This window comes from Microcoleus asticus IPMA8 (genome assembly GCF_013179805.1).
Classification (GTDB): domain Bacteria; phylum Cyanobacteriota; class Cyanobacteriia; order Cyanobacteriales; family Microcoleaceae; genus Microcoleus; species Microcoleus asticus.
The window spans coordinates 45080-63082 of record NZ_SRRZ01000020.1 but is presented as its reverse complement, the minus strand read 5'-3'; the positions used below and the strand labels follow the sequence as shown (position 1 = coordinate 63082).

Annotated in this window: 11 protein-coding genes and 1 pseudogene; 4 read left to right on the top strand and 8 right to left on the bottom strand. The window is 46.5% G+C overall.

Annotated features, from left to right (window positions below):
* Positions 1-29: 29 nt before the first annotated feature.
* The 3 genes from E5S67_RS07695 to E5S67_RS07685 all read right to left on the bottom strand — a co-directional run bounded on the left by E5S67_RS07695 (position 30) and on the right by E5S67_RS07685 (position 2824).
* Positions 30-1358, bottom strand: coding sequence for a hypothetical protein (locus E5S67_RS07695; RefSeq protein WP_172186479.1), 1329 nt, complete (start codon positions 1356-1358; stop codon positions 30-32).
* A gap of 484 nt (positions 1359-1842) precedes the next feature.
* Entirely contained in the window at positions 1843-2505 is a 663-nt protein-coding gene (locus E5S67_RS07690) for a (2Fe-2S) ferredoxin domain-containing protein (protein WP_172186478.1), read from the bottom strand.
* Positions 2506-2578: 73 nt separating this feature from the next.
* The gene (locus tag E5S67_RS07685) at positions 2579-2824 is read right to left on the bottom strand and encodes an Asr1405/Asl0597 family protein (protein WP_172186477.1); all 246 of its coding nucleotides are present in this window, start codon (positions 2822-2824) and stop codon (positions 2579-2581) included.
* 355 nt (positions 2825-3179) lie between these two features.
* On the opposite strand from E5S67_RS07685, the gene dpsA reads away from it, so the two are divergent.
* Positions 3180-3722, top strand: a complete 543-nt coding sequence (gene dpsA / locus E5S67_RS07680; protein ID WP_172186476.1) for a DNA starvation/stress protection protein DpsA — start codon at positions 3180-3182, stop codon at positions 3720-3722.
* Between the two features lie 124 nt (positions 3723-3846).
* Here dpsA and chlP read toward each other — a convergent pair whose 3' ends face one another.
* Positions 3847-5067 carry a geranylgeranyl reductase gene (gene chlP, locus E5S67_RS07675; RefSeq protein WP_172186475.1) on the bottom strand — a complete coding sequence of 407 codons (1221 nt, stop codon included), beginning with the start codon at positions 5065-5067 and terminating at the stop codon, positions 3847-3849.
* Positions 5068-5177: 110 nt separating this feature from the next.
* Positions 5178-5351 carry a hypothetical protein gene (locus tag E5S67_RS32315; RefSeq protein ID WP_216670279.1) on the bottom strand — a complete coding sequence of 58 codons (174 nt, stop codon included), beginning with the start codon at positions 5349-5351 and terminating at the stop codon, positions 5178-5180.
* Positions 5352-5539: 188 nt separating this feature from the next.
* On the opposite strand from E5S67_RS32315, the gene E5S67_RS07670 reads away from it, so the two are divergent.
* A complete protein-coding gene (locus E5S67_RS07670; protein ID WP_172186474.1) occupies positions 5540-5932 on the top strand; it encodes a hypothetical protein in 393 nt (130 codons plus the stop codon).
* Between the two features lie 88 nt (positions 5933-6020).
* Here E5S67_RS07670 and E5S67_RS07665 read toward each other — a convergent pair.
* Positions 6021-6696 (bottom strand): annotated as a pseudogene (locus E5S67_RS07665) (IS1 family transposase); the annotation flags it as partial.
* Between the two features lie 202 nt (positions 6697-6898).
* On the opposite strand from E5S67_RS07665, the gene E5S67_RS07660 reads away from it, so the two are divergent.
* A complete protein-coding gene (locus tag E5S67_RS07660; protein WP_172186473.1) occupies positions 6899-12241 on the top strand; it encodes an AAA family ATPase in 5343 nt (1780 codons plus the stop codon).
* A 235-nt stretch (positions 12242-12476) separates the two neighbouring features.
* Here the strand turns inward: E5S67_RS07660 and E5S67_RS07655 are convergent, their stop codons facing one another.
* The gene (locus tag E5S67_RS07655; RefSeq protein WP_216670278.1) at positions 12477-16166 is read right to left on the bottom strand and encodes a DUF4347 domain-containing protein; all 3690 of its coding nucleotides are present in this window, start codon (positions 16164-16166) and stop codon (positions 12477-12479) included.
* A 211-nt stretch (positions 16167-16377) separates the two neighbouring features.
* Positions 16378-17547: a CHAT domain-containing protein gene (locus tag E5S67_RS33175; protein ID WP_343045292.1), complete on the bottom strand. Its 1170-nt coding sequence runs from the start codon at positions 17545-17547 to the stop codon at positions 16378-16380.
* Between the two features lie 166 nt (positions 17548-17713).
* Between E5S67_RS33175 and E5S67_RS33170 the strand changes: the two genes are divergently transcribed.
* The coding region (locus E5S67_RS33170) for a hypothetical protein (RefSeq protein WP_246276666.1) at positions 17714-18003 on the top strand (290 nt) is incomplete at its 3' end.

Genomic DNA, 18003 nt, shown 5'->3' with positions numbered 1-18003 from the left:
TTTGACTCAAAACTAGCAACTTCAGTGCGCTATCGAAAACTCGGCAATTCAATTTCAGCTAGCGATCGACGTTTTTTAGAAGACCGCAGCGGACTGGCAATCAAGGTCAGCCAGTCGGGTTGTGCGACTGCTGTAGGTTTGGCCGCACTCGATCGCACTTCTTGAATGCCAAAGGTTTCAACTGAATTCAAAATTTCAACAATCGGTGCCAATTCTGGGCTGCCTAATTTGACAGCAGCAGTTTCGGGTTCAGACTCAGCCACCGGCAGTTCAGGTTCCGCAACAGCAGGGGCCGAGTCAGTTGCCGGCTCCTGAGGCTGGTAGGTTTCGCTCTCCTGCAATTGAATGCCGGATGCGCGGGCTAATTGGTTGAGTTCCTGATTTGCTATGGATTCAGGGTCGATAGCATCGGCAGCAGCCACTGCCTCTGGATTCTGTGCTGGTTCCGACCAAGGTTGGACGGGGGAAGCGTTCAAAGCTGGCGGCAGCGGAACCTGAGAGCTTTTAACCGCGGCGAGCAAAGATTCTAATTGGGCGCTGGCGGTATCCTCTGCACGGTCAGGCGGGTAGATAATCGGTGACTTTTGCGGCATCTCCAGACTTCTTTCCAAGGCAGCTTTGAATTGCAGGGTGTGGCGCTGCTGGCGGTGCAAGCGCGATCGAAGTTCCCTGCAAAGATTTTCTGTGGTTACTAGCTGGTGTAACTGTTCGTTGTAGCGCTGCACAGTAGACGCACATTCTCGCTCAACAGTCGCTAGCCTGGCTTGGCTGGTTGCCAAATGACTTCTTAAACTCTCAACTAAAATTTCTTGACCTTGGAGGGTTTGATGGGAAATTTCCACTTTGCCAAACAGCCGCGTCAATTGTTCTTGAGTATTTTCGAGTTCTGCTGTCCGCTGTTCTAGCAAACTTTCGCGGTTCTGCAAGGTGTTTTGGGACTCTTCGAGAGCTGTTTCTAGCTGGGCGAGGCGCTGCAAAAGGTCGCGGTTGCATTCGTGCAGCGCTTGCATTAGGGTGACTGGGGTCGATCCTTTGCCCTTAGCCTCTTCCGCATTGCTAAGCAGATTTTTTAGATGATCTGAAATCGGGGGCGAGCCCGCCTCGGTCGGCTGTGTCTGAGATTGCGAATTTTTTGTTTCAGGTTTTGTGGGAATTGCATCTACGCTGATCGCGTTGGGAAAATCTACTGTTTGCCAGTCTTCTTCTGGCTGTTGGGGAACTCTTGCGGGAGTGTCTGTCGCATGGGGGGCGATCGGCTCAAAACCCCCAGCAGCAAAATTTGACTGCAATGGTTCGGTATCGGATGGAACAGCAGGGTGCGGTTGGTGCTGATTGGCTCGAAGATCAGCTTCTGACATGGCTTTTTATCCCAATAGTCACAGGGTCTCAGATACAGTCTATCCTTATACTTTCTCCAGAAGGAAGCCCCTAAGTGATAGTTTTTGTCATTTTTCCTGTTTTTTGGGACTATAGCCTCTGAATCGAGTGGCGCGATCGAACTATATGGGAATGAAGAAGTCCGATGGAAGTCAGAAGAAGGGAGAAGGAAGAAGCAATAAAATCAAGGGTTTGAGCAATTAAGAACGTCCCAACCGTTTTGGCGGTTGCGCTATACAACCGGAACTCAAATTAAGGCGTAAGATGCGCCCACCACCACCCTGGGGATGTGAGTTTTTCGCCGCGAGTCCTATCAACATGATTTTTCCCCATGTCTAATAGCAGTTTCAAAAAATGATGCAACTGTAGGGGGGCGATCGCCCCCTACAGAATAAGTTATTCTCAATTTTTTAATTATTTAATCTCACATAGTATAACTTACTGTTTCGGCATCCGTGCGATCGCCTAAGCTTTAACAACTGCAAAATGTTTGTCAATGATTGCTGGAACCTCTGCCGGTGCAATGCGGCTGTAGCGAGTTTTGTCCGGCATCACAACTATATTTGGGCCCGCTTTACACTGTTTGAGACATCCGGTTCCCTGAACAGTCACTTGGTCTTCTAAACCGCGCGAATTCAAAGCATTTTCTAAAGCTTTACAGACTCCTCCAGCGCCCCGCTTCTGGCAGTCTGATTTTTGACATACTAATATTTTGGTTTGAGTTTTTGCCGGAGCTTTTACAGTTTGAGCTGCTGTGGGAGAGGTGAATTCGCTTTTGGCGATCGCGCGATCCTCGGATGTCAATACCGCAACAGGCCCATTGGTGGAGTCGAGCAGTTCTGGCGAGCGATCGTCGTTGCCCTGAGCCAGCTTGAGGCTGCGAGCTTTAAGTTTTATTTTACCATTTTTCAAATTGAGTTCTTTCTCACCTACAACTTGAACTTTCAACCCGGGCGTCAAAACAGGTAACAGAAATGACCGCAATTCCTTGCAAAGTTTAACAAGATATTCTACTCCCCGATCGCTGCTAATTCGCAAATATTTAAGTTTGCAACCATCTTCAACAATCAGGCCGAGGATTTCTCCCTCTAAACTGAATTCGGAAACTTGCTTGCCAGATTTATACATTGTTATGACTCCTTTAAATCGGTTACATCCGTTCCATGTTGTACACTGTTCGTTGCCGAACTTCTTTCTACCTTTAGCTTATTTGCCAGCAGCACTCCAGCCACTGCACCAGTTCGCCCCGAGGGGCACTGACTTGCCTTAACACGCTCGTTAACTGAGCAGCTTGTTTGACAGTGTTGACTTTTGCCCGCAAAGGTTGGTCAACCGCACACCAGCAGGGAATTTCTAGTTCTTGCAAGCGTTTGTAAACTTGCCACCTATCTAGCCAACTAACTTGCACAATGTCACAAACTTCTAATTCTGGATCTGCTGGATTCATTTTTTGACAACAGTAATAATTTGCATTAATTTTTACCCTGACTGGTAGCGGGCAGAAGTTCAAAGCTAGATTTCAGAAGAAAGTCAAGGATGGTCAAAAGCCCTTCCTGAAAAATTCTGCTTTCTGCCTTCTGCTTTCTGCCTTCTGAAGGTTCGCCCCACTTTCAGGAAGCGTTCAGAACGAGGATCTTTTTAAAGCATAACCCAACTGCTAATTATTCTCAATAGGTTTAGAAAAAAAATTTCCTACTCTACAATATCTTCCACTATCGAGGCAGACCCTGCTTGACTGGTAAATTTACAGTGCTACACTGACTCTATTGGCAACAAAACTGCCTATTGAGAGGAGAACACACATGGCTGAGACTCAGAGTGCATTGAGACCGTTTGGCCACATAGCTGAAAACCCAATTTTGTTGGAACATTCAGTCACAGCACCGGTTTGTGAAGGGATGAACGCGCTGCTGGCGAGTTTTCAGGCTTTATACCTGCAATATCAAAAACATCATTTTGTGGTGGAAGGGGCAGAATTTTACTCCTTGCACCAATTCTTTCAAGAAAGCTACGGAGAAGCTCAAGATAGCGTCCACGAGTTGGGCGAACGGTTGAACGGATTGGGCGGCATACCGGCAGCGGGTTTTAGCAAGTTAGCCGAACTGTGCTGTTTCGAGCCGGAACCAGACGGCGTGTATTCTTGCCGCCAAATGCTGGAACATGATTTGACTGCGGAGCAAGCTATTATAGGTTTGCTGCGGCGTCAAGCAGGACAAGCAGAAAGTTTGGGCGATCGAGCTACGCGCTACCTCTACGAAAAAATCCTGCTAAAAACAGAAGAGCGAGCTTATCACATTTCCCACTTCCTCGCACCGGATACCTTAGTGCAATTGAACTTGAACTAACAATTCATCTTCATCATCCTTGGCGCCCTTAGCGCCTTCGCGGTTCGTTATGTAAGATCTAAAAAAAGCGAGCAGTTTTATCACTGCCCGCTTTTTTATACAAAGTGTGTTGACACCCAGGGAATTAAGGCGCTAAAGCATTGCCGCGCAACAAGCTACCAATGGTTTTGGCGGTAATCTTCATCTGAATGAAGGGATTAGCCGGTACCACGGTTTTATACAAGTAGCTATCGAATGTGAGCTTCTGCACGTCGCGATCGGCACACATTTCCACAAAAGCTTCGCGAGTCGCATCGGAACGGTAGAACACGCGCTGCAAAATGTCCAGAACTTTGTAAGTAATGCCGTAGGCTTTATCCCACCGCTTCAGGTAAATCTTAATTTCCTCTTCAGTCGGAATGCGCGCGCCTTTATTGGAAATCTCCACAATAGTTTCGGCGCACATCCGACCAGACTTGGCGGCAAAATAGATACCTTCGCCGGAAGACTTGGTAACGTAACCTGCAGCGTCGCCTACGAGAGCAACTCGGCCGACAACCCGGCGAGGACGCGGATGTTCCGGGATAGGGTGAGCTTCCACTTTAATAATCTCACCGCCCATCAATTTTTTGGCAGCGCGGGCGCGGATGCCTGCTTGCAGCTTTTTGATACTGGCTTGATTGACTTTCATCGTGCCGGTGCCGACCGCTACGTGGTCGTATTTGGGGAACACCCAAGCGTAGAAGTCGGTAGATACGTCATCGCCGACGTACATTTCGGCTAAGTCGTGGTAGTAAGCCATTTTATCTTCCGGCAGGCGGATGCGTTCTTGGAAGGCGATCGCATAATTGTAGTCGCCAGCGTCGATCGCCTTTGCTACGCGGGAGTTAGCGCCGTCAGCCCCAATTACCAAATCCACTTTCAGAGTTTTCTGAATTCCCATGGCGCTGCCGTCGGAGTGGTCGGCATAGTGGAGAGTGTAGGGGTCTGTATTGTTGCCGGGAATTTCTAATTTGTGAACGGTGCCGTTAATCAATTTTGCACCCAAGGAAGCGGCGCGATCGCGCATGAAGCCATCGAGCACTTCGCGGCGGCACATACCGATGTATTCGTGGGCGTTTTCAATATTGATGTCCACCTCGACATTCGAGGGGGAGATCATTTTCATTTTTCTGACTTGGCGGTCTATGATGCTTTGCGGCAAGTCAAATTCGCTGACCATGCACAGGGGAATTGCCCCGCCACAGGGTTTGGCATTGTCTAATTTACGCTCGAATAGGTATGTTTCGATGCCTGCTTTTACCAGTGTTTCGGCGGCGGAAGAACCCGCAGGGCCTGAACCTACTACTGCAACCCTTAGTGTCAAAGCTTTTCTCTCCAGTTTTTTACTATAGGCATTACTCAGGTGTGATGGTATCACGGAGTTTGGATGCGGTGGGGGTATGGGGGAAAGATTTCAATGAAATGAAACAGACCTTAACAGTTCGATACGAAAATGGGGTGTGGGGCGATCGTTTCGATCGAAGATCTTAAATTTTTAACCGCAGATGAACGCGGATGGACGCTGATGTGCGCTGGTGTGCGCTGGTGTGCGATCGAACATTTTGCACTACTGTCAAGAACAGGCCCGACGGCCTGTTCCACAAACATTGAATTTTCTGTTTGTGGGGAGTAGGGGTTGTGCCCCAGAGCCCGCCCGGACATGAACAGGCCCGACGGCCTGTGAAGCGAAGAATGAATTTTCTGCTTGTGGGGTGGGCATCTTGCCCGCCCGCAACAGGTTGGAAGCAGTCCAATAAGTTACATTAAAGTTACTTGCACTTATATCTAAAATTCTTATGCTCGGTAACTTTCAACAAAGCAACCTGCGGATTGAACTTGAAGCTTCCGAAACAGCGATTAGAGACAGCTTGTTGCGTCCGAATCAATTGCAGCAGTGGTTGTGGCCGCAGCAGTTGTCTAGCGGTTTGCCGGAAGAATTTTCTCAAGGTTTGACCTTTACGAGTTGGTTGGGCCCCGTGGCAGTTCAGCATCACGTTGATATTGCTGAGCACAATTGTCTCCGGCTGTTATTGAGTCAGGGAATTGACGGATTTCATGAGTGGTATTGGGGCGACGGTTGGGTGCAGTCTCGGTTAGAGGGAGTGTCGCTGCTGCCGCTGAATTTGGGGCAAACGGCTAGTTTACTGCGGCTGCGCGAGTTTGTAGCCGGGAAGGGTAAGGGGAAGTAGAAGAATTACTCTCCAAAATCATTAGAACAAAGTCTGGAAGCCCTGCATAGCAAGGAAAAATCCTCAATATTTTTAGGGGTAAAAAAACGTTGTAATGATGGATAAATACCAGAATATCCCACATGATTGGAGAGCTTGTTAGATGAGGACAGACTCTTTATTACAATAGTGAGATATCCTTTGCCTCAGGGTGTTATATCACAAGTTGGGCCCGTATCTTTCCCGACAGGTTTGTGTCGCTGGCGAGGGAAAACTTTTATAGAGGCGGCCCCAAAATCTGTATAATAGACGGCACATTGTCTGTAAACGGCTGGGAGGGAATCCCACAAACCTCTAGCACCAGTTTGATCTCGACTACCTATCTACACCCTTAGAATTTCTTTGGTTAAGGCATCAATTGCCAGCTCTTTCCACTGTTTGTTACCCTTATGGTTTACAAACCACGACATTTGATCACATTCGATCGTTATCTTGCCTGTTTTTTTTGACTTTACTTGAAATTGCCCGGGAACTGATGCTAATTGTTGAAAATACATAATATTCCAACCAGCGGGGCGGCACCCCGGTGACTTTGACAATCCCGGCTCAAGATATTTTTCTAATAAAAGCTGATCTATCAATTTTTGGGTGTCTTCTGAAATCCTTTGATGTCTGGGGTTTTGAACAAACTGTCTGTGACAATATCTACATTTAAAGTTTTGCCGATCGCTGTTGGTAGGGCAATTTTTAACGAGTTTTGGAGAACCGCAACCGGGACAATTCATGAAAGTGAAAATGAACAAGGCTTAGATACGTAACCTCATAACTCCTTACCGTTACTATGCCAGACCACCTGAAAGCGACTTCGCTGCCGAAAAACTAAGAGTGTGTTATAAAAACATAATTTGTTCCTTTCTAAAGCGCTATTCTCGACACAACGAACCCGGTGCGTTTTGATTTCGCTTTATTTTTTAGAAGTAAAATAATATGCTCTCCATTCCAGGCATTGCCGTCGTGACACTTCTCTATGAAAGTGCCAACTCTCTGGTTTACCGGGCCATTCGGGAAGCAGATAACCAACCGCTCATCCTCAAACTTCTCAAAGAAAGCTACCCCACACCTCAAGAATTGCTGCGCTACCGCACCGAATACCGCATCACCCAAGAGCTGAGAGAGGCGGGAGTCGTGCAAGTCTATGACTTGCAAAAATACCAAAACAGCCTCGTGATGTTTGTGGAGGACTTTGGCGGGGAATCGTTGAAAATATGGATGCAGCAGCGAAAGTTTAGCCTCAAGGAGTTTCTGATCCTGGCTATTGCCACCACTGAAACTTTAGGGCAAATTCACAACGCCAATATTATCCACAAGGATATTAACCCTTCTAATATAGTATTCAATCCAGCGACGGAGCAGATAAAAATTATCGACTTTGGCATTTCTACTCAGCTAACGCGAGAAACGCCGAGCCTGAAAAACCCCAACATTTTAGAAGGCACTCTCGCTTACATATCGCCCGAACAAACTGGTAGGATGAACCGCGCTCTCGATTACCGCACTGACTTTTACTCGCTCGGCGTCACCTTCTATGAATTGCTGACAGGAAAGCTGCCTTTTGAAACAGAAGATCCTTTAGAGTTGGTTCACTGCCACATTGCCAGACAGCCATTACCCCCGCACCAAATCGAGCCAGAAATTCCCCGAATTGTATCCCAAATTGTCAGTAAAATGATGGAAAAAAATGCGGAAAACCGCTATCAAACTGCATTGGGATTGAAACATGATTTAGACACTTGTCTCGTTCAATTACAAGCAACGGGTAATATCGATCAGTTTGCATTGGGAACGCGGGATATTACGGATCGTTTCCTGATTCCAGAAAAACTCTACGGCAGGGAAACTGAAGTTTTTAATCTATTAGCTGCCTTTGAAAGAGTCCGTAATGCTAGTACCGAAATGATGCTAGTAGCTGGCTTTTCTGGAATTGGTAAAACCGCAGTAGTCAACGAAGTGCATAAGCCGATCGCCCGACAGCGCGGCTATTTTATTAAAGGCAAATACGACCAATTTCAACGCAATATCCCCTTCAGTGCATTTGTGCAAGCATTTCGGGAATTAATGGGGGAATTATTATCAGAAAGTGACGCTCAGTTACACATATGGAAAACCCTGATTCTCGCAGCAGTAGGCGATAGCGGGCAAGTGCTGATTGAGGTGATACCTGAGTTAGAACGCATCATTGGCGCTCAAAGTCCTGCGCTAGAGCTGTCGGGGAGCGGAGCGCAAAATCGCTTCAATCTGCTGATGCAAAAGTTTGTGCAAGTATTTACTACTGCCGAACATCCCTTAGTGATATTTTTGGATGATTTGCAGTGGGCGGATTCGGCATCTTTGAAATTGCTACAACTGTTGATGGAGGATACGGGGCATCTGTTAGTATTGGGTGCTTATCGGGATAATGAAGTCTCCCCTGTTCATCCGTTTATGTTGACGGTGGATGAGATTGTGAAGTCGGGCGCAGTGGTGAACACTATTACGCTGCAACCGTTGAGTTTAGCAGATCTGAATCAGTTGGTAGCAGATACGCTGATTTGTAATTTATCCTTGGCCGGACCCTTAACAGAATTGGTTTATCAAAAAACCCAAGGAAATCCCTTTTTCTCTACTCAATTCCTCAAGTCTTTGTATGAAGACAATCAAATTATCTTTGACTGGGATGTACGGCATTGGCAGTGCGATATCGATCGAGTTACATTTGCCGATGCCTCGGATGTGGTGGAGTTTATGGCGGCGCAATTGCAGAAGTTGCCTGCCGAAACTCAGGATGTTCTCAAACTTGCCGCGTGCATTGGGGCGCAGTTTGATTTAGATACATTGGCAATAGTCAACGAAGAACTACCAGAACCAACGGAATCAGCGCTGTGGAAAGCCTTGCAAGAAGGACTCATTTTACTGATTTCAGAAGGCTATAGCTTTATTCAAGCAGGCGATCAATCCCCAAATCAGTCTGTTGCTAATCCAACTTATAAGTTCCTGCACGATCGCGTCCAGCAAGCGGCTTATTCATTGATTCCTGACGACCAAAAACAAGCTACTCATCTCAAAATCGGACAGTTACTGCTACAAAATTCTTCTGACATTGAAACAGAAGAAAAACTCTTTGATATTGTGGGGCATTTAAATAAAGGAATTGAGTTAATCGATCAATTAAGTGAACGCTCAGCCTTAGCCCAACTTAACTTAGAAGCGGGACATAAAGCCAGAAGTTCTACCGCCTACGCTGCGGCAAATATCTATCTACAAACTGGAATTGAGCTGCTGACACCTCAATGCTGGCAAACTCAATATGAATTGGCGCTAAATCTCTATGTTGCGGCTGCTGAAATTGCCTATTTGAATGGTGACTTTGATGGTATGGAACACATGGCAGCACTGGTTTTGCAAGAAGCCCAAACAATTTTAGATCGAGTTAAAATTTACGAAATTAAAATAGCCGCTCAGACAGCCCAGAGCAAGGTGTTAGAAACGATCGCAGTAGCAAGAGAGGCACTCTTACAATTGGGGATTGAACTCCCTGCCGAACCTGATGAAGCCAAGATTGGCAAAGCGCTACAAGTCCTTGCGGGCACCCTCGGCGGCAGAAAGATTGAGGAATTGGTTGACCTACCTGTGATGACAAATCCACAGACTCAGGCAGCTATGCAACTGTCTGGTATGTTGTTTCCACCCGTTTTCCAGGGAATGCCCGGTTTGCTGCCCCTGCTGAGCTCCACAATGGTGAGTTTATCGCTCTCCTTTGGGAATGCGCCCGCATCGACGGTGGGGTATGCGATGCACGGGATGGTGTTCTGTGCCTTTTTACAAGAGGTGGAAACCGGTTATTGTTTTGGGCGACTGGCACTGAACTTGCTCGATCGGTTCAATGTGCCCGAATTCAAGTCTATAATTCTGCTTTTGTTTGGTGGTTGGATTCAGCATCGCCAAGAATCTCTTTTGGCAACGATACCGACGCTGAAAGAGGGCTATAGGTTGGGCATGGAAACAGGCGACTTTGTAGACGCTGGCTACAACATATATATTTGTTTTTATACTTATTTATTCGCTGGGATAGAACTAGACACTTGGGAACCTGAAATAGCAAGTTACAGGGCTGTCATGGCGCAGTTGAAACAATCTTCTGCTCGGGTTTATTTGGATATGATTCAGCAGACGGTGCAAAACTTGAGGGAAACCCGTATTCGGCCGGATTTGTTAATAGGCTCTGCCTACGATGAAACGGTGATGATTCCCAAGCACTATGAGGATAATGAATTCACGGCGATCGCTTGTGCCTGCATCTACAAACTGCTGCTTGCTTACTGCTATGGAAATTATACGGCTGCCCTAGACCACATTACCCAAGTCAAACAGTATTTGATGGGAGTATCTGGATCGACTTTTGTTCCAATTTTTCATTTTTATGCCGCCCTGACGCACCTGGCACTTTTTCGGGCACAGCCAGCAATTGAGCAAACTGAAATTATTGCCTTAGTGGAAACCCATCAAAGCACGCTGCAACAGTGGGCGCAAAATGCTCCGATGAATTATTTGCATAAATGGTATTTAGTCGAAGCAGAACGACAACGGGTGTTGGGCAATAAAGCCGAGGCGATTGAAATGTACGATCGCGCAATTGAAGGAGCGAAAGAAAACAAATATGTTAATGACGAAGCCCTGGCCAACGAACTAGCAGCAAAATTCTACGGAGAATGGGGCAAAACAAAAGTTGCTCAAGCCTACATATTTGAGGCGTATTATTGTTATGTTGAATGGGGAGCCACTGCTAAGGTAACGGATTTAGAAACGCGATATCCCCACTTATTCGCGGTAACTCAACCGGGAAGGAACAACACTCAAACTACCGTAGCAATGACAACGACTGGTTCGGGGAATCACCTAGATATCGCCGCAGTCATGAAGGCTTCTCAGGCGATTTCTGGAGAAATTATGCTAGATAAGCTACTGTCTAGCTTAATGAAAATTTTGATGGAAAATGCAGGGGCGCAAAAGGGTTATCTGATTTTGTTAAGCCAGGGACAACTGTTGATTGAAGCTGAAGGGACAATCGATGACGAACTCGTCACCGTGTTGCAGTCAATCCCCGTTGAAACCTGTCAAGAACTTTCCTCCGCAATTGTCAATTATGTGAGCCGCACTCAAGAAAGCGTGGTACTGGATGATGCTGCCCGATCGGGACAATTTACCAACGACCGCCACATCCGAAAGCATCAGCCCAAATCAATTTTATGTGTGCCGCTGATTAATCAATCTCAAATCATTAGTATTGTTTACCTAGAAAATAATTTGACAGCGGGAGCTTTTACCCCAGAAAGAGTGGAAATATTAAAAGTTTTATCTGGACAAGCCGCGATCTCGATTCAAAATTCTAAGCTTTATACAGAAGTACGCGGAAATGAAAGCAGGCTGGCTCAACTCAACAAAGCTTACGAGCGATTTGTTCCCCATCAATTCCTCCAGTTTTTAGAGAAATCAAGCATCATTGATGTGGAATTGGGCGACCAAGTGCAGTTAGAAATGTCGGTGCTGTTTTCCGACATTCGCAATTTTACCACGCTTTCGGAAACTATGACGCCAGAGGATAATTTCAAATTTATCAATTCTTATCTTTCTCGCATGGAACCCGTCATTAATGAAAATAACGGGTTTATCGACAAATATATTGGCGATGCGATTATGGCGCTGTTTAGCGGTGAGGCGGATCGTGCGGTGAAAGCGGGAATTGCTATGCTGCACAGTCTCGCTGAATACAATGAATACTGCGCTAACTCTGGCTGTGCGCCGATTCAGATTGGAATTGGCATTAATACGGGTTCTTTGATGCTGGGAACAGTGGGAGGACCAAATCGCATGGACGGGACAGTCATCAGCGATGCGGTGAATTTAGCTTCTCGCGTGGAAAGTTTGACGAAAAATTATGGGGTGTCTCTATTAATTACCCAGCCAACTTACTCGCGCCTAAAAAATCCATCCCAGTACGCAATCCGCACTCTCGACACGGTAAAAGTCAAGGGAAAATCCGAAGCTGTGACGGTTTATGAGGTGTTTGATGCTGACCCGCTAGCAATGAAAGAGGGCAAGTTAGCTACGCTGAAATTGTTTGCCGAAGCTAGGGCGATGTACTCGGAAGGGAATGTGGCTGAAGCGGCGTGGCTGTTTTCAGAGTGTTGGCGTCAGAATCAGGGCGATCGCGTTGCTAAAATTTATTGGGAACGCTGTCAGTCTGCATTGGGGACTCGCAAAAAAATTAAAGACAGGCTACACAATTTAAATTAAGCGGTTGCTATAGCGATCCTTGCAGGAGTCGTAAATTTTTTACCCCACCCCAACCCTCCCCGAACTCGCGGGGAGTCCGTAAGAAATTCACAAATGATGCGAGGATTGCTATTGTTGATTTGACAATACAAAGCAAAAGTGCGATCGACTGCTGAGACACCCTACAAACTAGGCGATCGAAATGGGATAGGTATGTTGTTGCGCTAAAGCGCTTTAGCGCAACAACATACGAAGTCTAAAAAGTTACTGCCTGAACTATACTGCTGGCAGTGACTCCTTTCAAGACAGCTAAATATTCCCCTGTTATCTGATACTGAATTATAGTATCGCTAACAAAAGCGCCGGTTCCTTGATAAATATTTAACTGGCTAAAAGCCAGGGGGCTAATTAAATCAATTTTGTCTTGATTGAGGGTAAAATCAGCAATCACATCGGCGGCGGAAGCGTCTGTTCCACCAGTATCGATCGCGATCGCAAACACATCAAAACCCAATCCGCCTGTGAGAGTGTCGGCACCAATTTCTCCAAATAAGTAATCATTGCCCCCGTCGCCAAACAATATATCGTCGCCATCGCCGCTGTAAATGCGATCGTTTTCCTTTCCTCCATAAATCAAGTCAAGGCCACCGTCACCCTGAATAAAATCAATCCCCTTACCGCCAAAAATAATGTCATTGCCATCACCGCTCCTGATGCCGTCATCGCCTTTTTGTCCGTAAAGCAAGTCATCTCCTGCTTTGCCATGAAGATAGTCATTGCCGGGGCGTGCGTGGATAATGTCATTCAATGCCGATCCTGTGAGGCGATCGTCCTTATCTGTCAAACCGATTACTGACTTTTGGGACAAAGTTTTGACATCGCCTAAGTTATCGTTATCGCTGATATTGACTGTGAGAGGGGCGACCAGATTATTATACAATGTGTCATTGCTGGTAGTGGCGTGGCTAATTGGACTTAGACGATCGCCCTCAACAACCGCATCGTCAACCGCAGTCACCGTTACCGTTTGAGCGACATTCCAATTGGCGGGAGTAAAAGTAAGGGCAGGTAGGCTAACAGTAACTTGAGTTTCAGGGGTAATGGCGACGGTGACATTAGCAGTTGGCTGAGTATTTAGTCGCACTTTGTATATATCGCTGCCCAAGCTTTCGAGTACCTCGGTACTGCCAAGTGGTTCAATGAAAATGACAGCGGGAGTACCTAGAGTTGGCGTGGGAATTGTTGGCGTGGGAGTCGGCGCGGGAATCGGTGCTGGCGCGGGAATTGGTGCTGGCGCGGGAATCGGTGCTGGCGCGGGAATTGGTGCTGGCGTGGGAGTCGGTGTTGGCGTGGCAATGTTAACAGTAAAACTACCTAAATTGCTACCTAAAACTTGATTGCCAAAAGTATCTTTTATTTGCGATGCTTGCAAATTAACAGCGTAACTGCCATTATCTGTATCATCCCAACTTCCCCCAGGCGGAGTCAGCGAATAAGTTGCCGTGCGAGTGGTGCCATTACTATTAGTATCGACGCTGAAAAATGTAGCGGGAATTGCACCATTTGACCAATTTACTACTAGGTCAGAATTATCTAAACTGCTAACATCAACTCCGCTACTATCACTGAAAGTAACTGTCAATGTCTGACTTGTGCCGCCCGCTGTAGCAATGTTAGAAATTGTACCCAAGCTAGCAGTTGGTGCGGTAAAATCAGCAGTACGAACAAGTTGAGTTGCAGCGGTATTGTTATTAGTCGCAGTATCCGTAGCTGTTGCCTCCGGTACATCAACTGTGACAGCGCCATAAGCATTCGGTGTGACTGTAAAATTATAAGTCGTGCCGCTACCAATAAAACCGCTAACCGTACCGTTAGTCACATTAATGCCACTCGAACTAAATCCTGTCACATTTTCACTAAAAGTTGCTGTGACTAAAAATGGTGCATTTATTGTTGTCGGTGATGCGGATGTTAAGGCAATAGTTGGCGGTGTAATATCAGCAGTACGAGTCAGTTGAGTGGCAGCGGTATTGTTATTAGTCGCAGTATCCGTAGCTGTTGCCTCCGGTACATCAACTGTGACAGCGCCATCAGCATTCGGTGTGACTGTAAAATTATAAGTCGTGCCGCTACCTGTAAAACTGCTAACCGTACCGTTAGTAACATTAATGCCACTCGAACTAAATCCTGTCACATTTTCACTGAAAGTTGCTGTGACTAAAAATGGTGCATTTATTGTTGTCGGTGATGCGGATGTTAAGGCAACTGTTGGCGGTGTAATATCAGCAGTACGAACAAGTTGAGTGGCAGCGGTATTGTTATTACTCGCAGTATCCGTAGCTTTAGCCGCAAGTACATCAACTGTGACATTACCATCAGCGGTGGGAGTGACATCAAAGGTGTAGGTTTTGGCATCAAGTGTGACAAAGTTACCGACAGTCGCATTGGCGACGGTGATATCAGTATTATCAAACCCGGTGACATTTTCACTAAATGTTGCTGTGACGCTAAATAAACCATTTACTGTTGTTGCTGATGCGGATGTTAAGGCAACTGTGGGTGCAATACCATCAATAACTATGGCTTTGCTACCGCCCAGAGAGTTCGCTGAGGCTAAGGTAGGAAGAGTTAAAAATGCGTCAAACGCTGTACCAACGGTTTCTTTAATTGTGCCGCCATTGAGCGTGAGAGCGTTAGTGAGGAGGTATTGTAAGTCACCCGAGGTGTCTCCTGGTTGCACTAAATAGTTGAAGGTGAGGGCTGTAGTACCGCTACCAGAGGCGTAGTTGGCAAATTGGTCGGTTGTGCCTGTTTCGAGTTGCAGTCGGGGCGTGCCGGTGACGTTGACAGCAGCATCGAAGGTGACGGTGATATTGATAGTAGAATCTACACCGTAGCTGCCGTCAGGGGTGGTGGCGGTGACAGCAGTAACTTTGGGGGTGGTGTTGAGCAGGATGGAGACATCGTTGCTGTTCGCGTTCGGCACAGCTAAGTCAGGTTTTCCGTCGCCGTTGATGTCGCTGATGCTGACGGATCTGGCGCCAGTGCCACTAGCTAAGGCGGCTTGGGGAGCAAAACTGGCAGTGGTGGCTCCGGTAGTGGTGGTGTTGAGCAGGATGGAGACGCTGTTGTCGTTCGCCACAGCTAAGTCAGGTTTCCCGTCGCCGTTGATGTCGCCGAGGCTGACGGAGACGGAGTAACTCCCAGTAGGGAAGTCAACTTTGGTGGCGAAGCCTAGCACGCCGCTGTAGTTTTTGAGGGTGTTGGCGTTAAATGGTATGGGCGTTTCAATGATGCCTATTTGTACTTCCAGTTCCCAGTCTCCACCCTGTGCCGCATTGCCTGTCAGGTTGGCAGAAGCGGCGATGTCGGCACCCGTTAATTCACTCAGGCGTTCAAGGAATTGGTTTGGTTTTGTCGGCTTAACACCAGTCCCGCCGGGGGCTTTAACCCCCGTCTGATAGCGAAAGTCATCGACAGATGACCCAATAAGTGAATTGTCAAGATTGTCTTGAGTCGCTTTTAACCGACTTAAGCTATCAGACAGGGGTTTTAACCCCTCGCTGATGTGGCGGATGTAGTCGATGTCAGTTGTCACCGATACATCGGCGGCGACATTACACCCGTAGAGGAGAATATCGGCACCGGGAATTAATGCTTTGCGCCACTGTTGGAGTTGAGGGCTGAAGCTTTCTATGTTGCTGCTGTTGAGTGTATTTGCACCGAGTTGTACTGCACCTGGACTGCCGTGAGAGATGATGTGGATTGCTTCTATATTTTGTTTAGTTGCTACTCTTTCGGTTATTTGCTCAATGCCATCCCGCTTTTCATCTAGGATAATTACTTCAGCCTTTGGGGAAATGCTACTAATTAAACTCTGGTAATCTTCAACATTTGAGTCAATAAAAACTAGAGTTGAAACCAACTTTTGCTGTATCATTTGCATCTATTTAATTTTAACTTTTTAGGTTTTTCATTCAAATAGCATTTAGAGAATTACTAGCAATCAGATGTTAGTGATTCCATCATTCCTGGCGATTGCTTCGCTTCGTTCGCAATGATATTGTTAGTCTTGATGCACTTACTACTATGTCATTACGAATAACACAGCAATTTTATGTCGCGATTCAAGAAGCAATTGCAATCACCTTTATACCTTACCAAGGACTTCCAATCATTGTAAAGCCCGACCAATAATAAGGATGGTAAAGGTTTTGATTACCTAGTTTAGCTAATTCGGGTGGCAATTCTAACTCCTTATTTAAGTTAGACAAAATTAAACGGCCATTTTCAATGCGAACTTGACCTTTGAGCATGGCGATTTGAGCCTGCCGTAAGGCTTCGGCTTTAATAGGCGCGACTTTTAACTCATGGTAAAATTCAGCCATTAACCCTAAAGTACCTTCATCGCTGACGTACCAAAGACTCGCCAAAACAGACTTCACCCCCGCTTGCACAGCTAGCCCCGCAAAGCCTAATTCAGCGTCATCATCACCCACAGCAGTTTTACAAGCGCTCAACACCAATAGCTCAACTTTAGGCGGCTGATTCCACCCTAGTTCGCGCACGCGATCGAGTGTTAACCTTCTATCTGATAACTGAATGTAAGAATTGCTCGGTGCTCCTGGCTTAAATTCTCCGTGAGTGGCGAGGTGAATAATCCGATAGGGTCTGTCATTGCGCTGCGATTGAAGATTATTGAGAGTAAAGGTTTGATTAAGGAAAGATTCGCCTTTCCATTCTGAGGCAATAGCGTTAAGTTCAGCAGGCACTGCTGGCAAGGGTTGGTTATTAGTAAATTGCGAGGCTCCCATTGCTAAAACTTCAGCATTTTTAACACTTTCATAATTAGTATCGGTTAAGTTGACGCTGGGAAGGAGTCCGATGCTGTACTTTTCTACTAGGAATTGAGAACCGTCATGGAGGGCGGCTAAGGGGAGCGATCGCAACCCCGCATCCATACTAAAAACTAGCGTATCGATGCCCTGAGCTTTCAAATCAGCTTCTAAGGGTGCGATTATCCACTGGTAAAGTTGTTGGGATGCTGGCAAATAGCTCTGAGTATTGAGTTTTATGGGATTAAGAAGTTCAGATCTGAAGCTGGCGACTACTTGCATCAAAGTTTCGCGCCGGGCGGCGGGGATGCTTTTATGAATTGGGAGGCCTGTCGGGGGGACGATGATCAGGTCTAATTGTTCAGGGCGGGCTAAGGCGTAAATAATGGCTGGTTTTTTACCAGTTTGGTTGGCGATAGTTCTAGTTCTTTGCTGTATGGCCGTAAAAGATTGCAAATCCCGCCTGATTTCCTGGTTGACGTATGACCCCACTTGTTCGCTATAGAAGATATCGATAAAGAAACTAGCTTGAGGGATATCGCGTTTATCGATCAGTCGTGTGATATCGCTAAGGCTAACTCTACTTAGAGGCGATGCGGTTTGGACAACTTCGCTTACCCAATCGGATCTGTAGTTAAAAAGAGATTCAATTCTATTAATGATATTCAGGTTGCCAGATTGGGCGATCGTATTGGTAATTGAGATATCCGGTAATATCGTTTGTTCTGATATTGGAGATGGCGCGGGTTCCGGTGTTGGAGATGGTGTTGGTGATGTTGGAGATGGTGTTGGTAGTGATGTTGGAGATGGTGTTGGAGATGGTATTGGTGGTGGTGTCGGTTCCGGTGTTGGTTGCGGTGTTGGAGATGGGGTTGGTTGTGGTGTTGGAGATGCAGTGAGTAGAGAAGATGGAGATGGTGTCGGTTTCAAAGATGTAGAAGAAGAGGG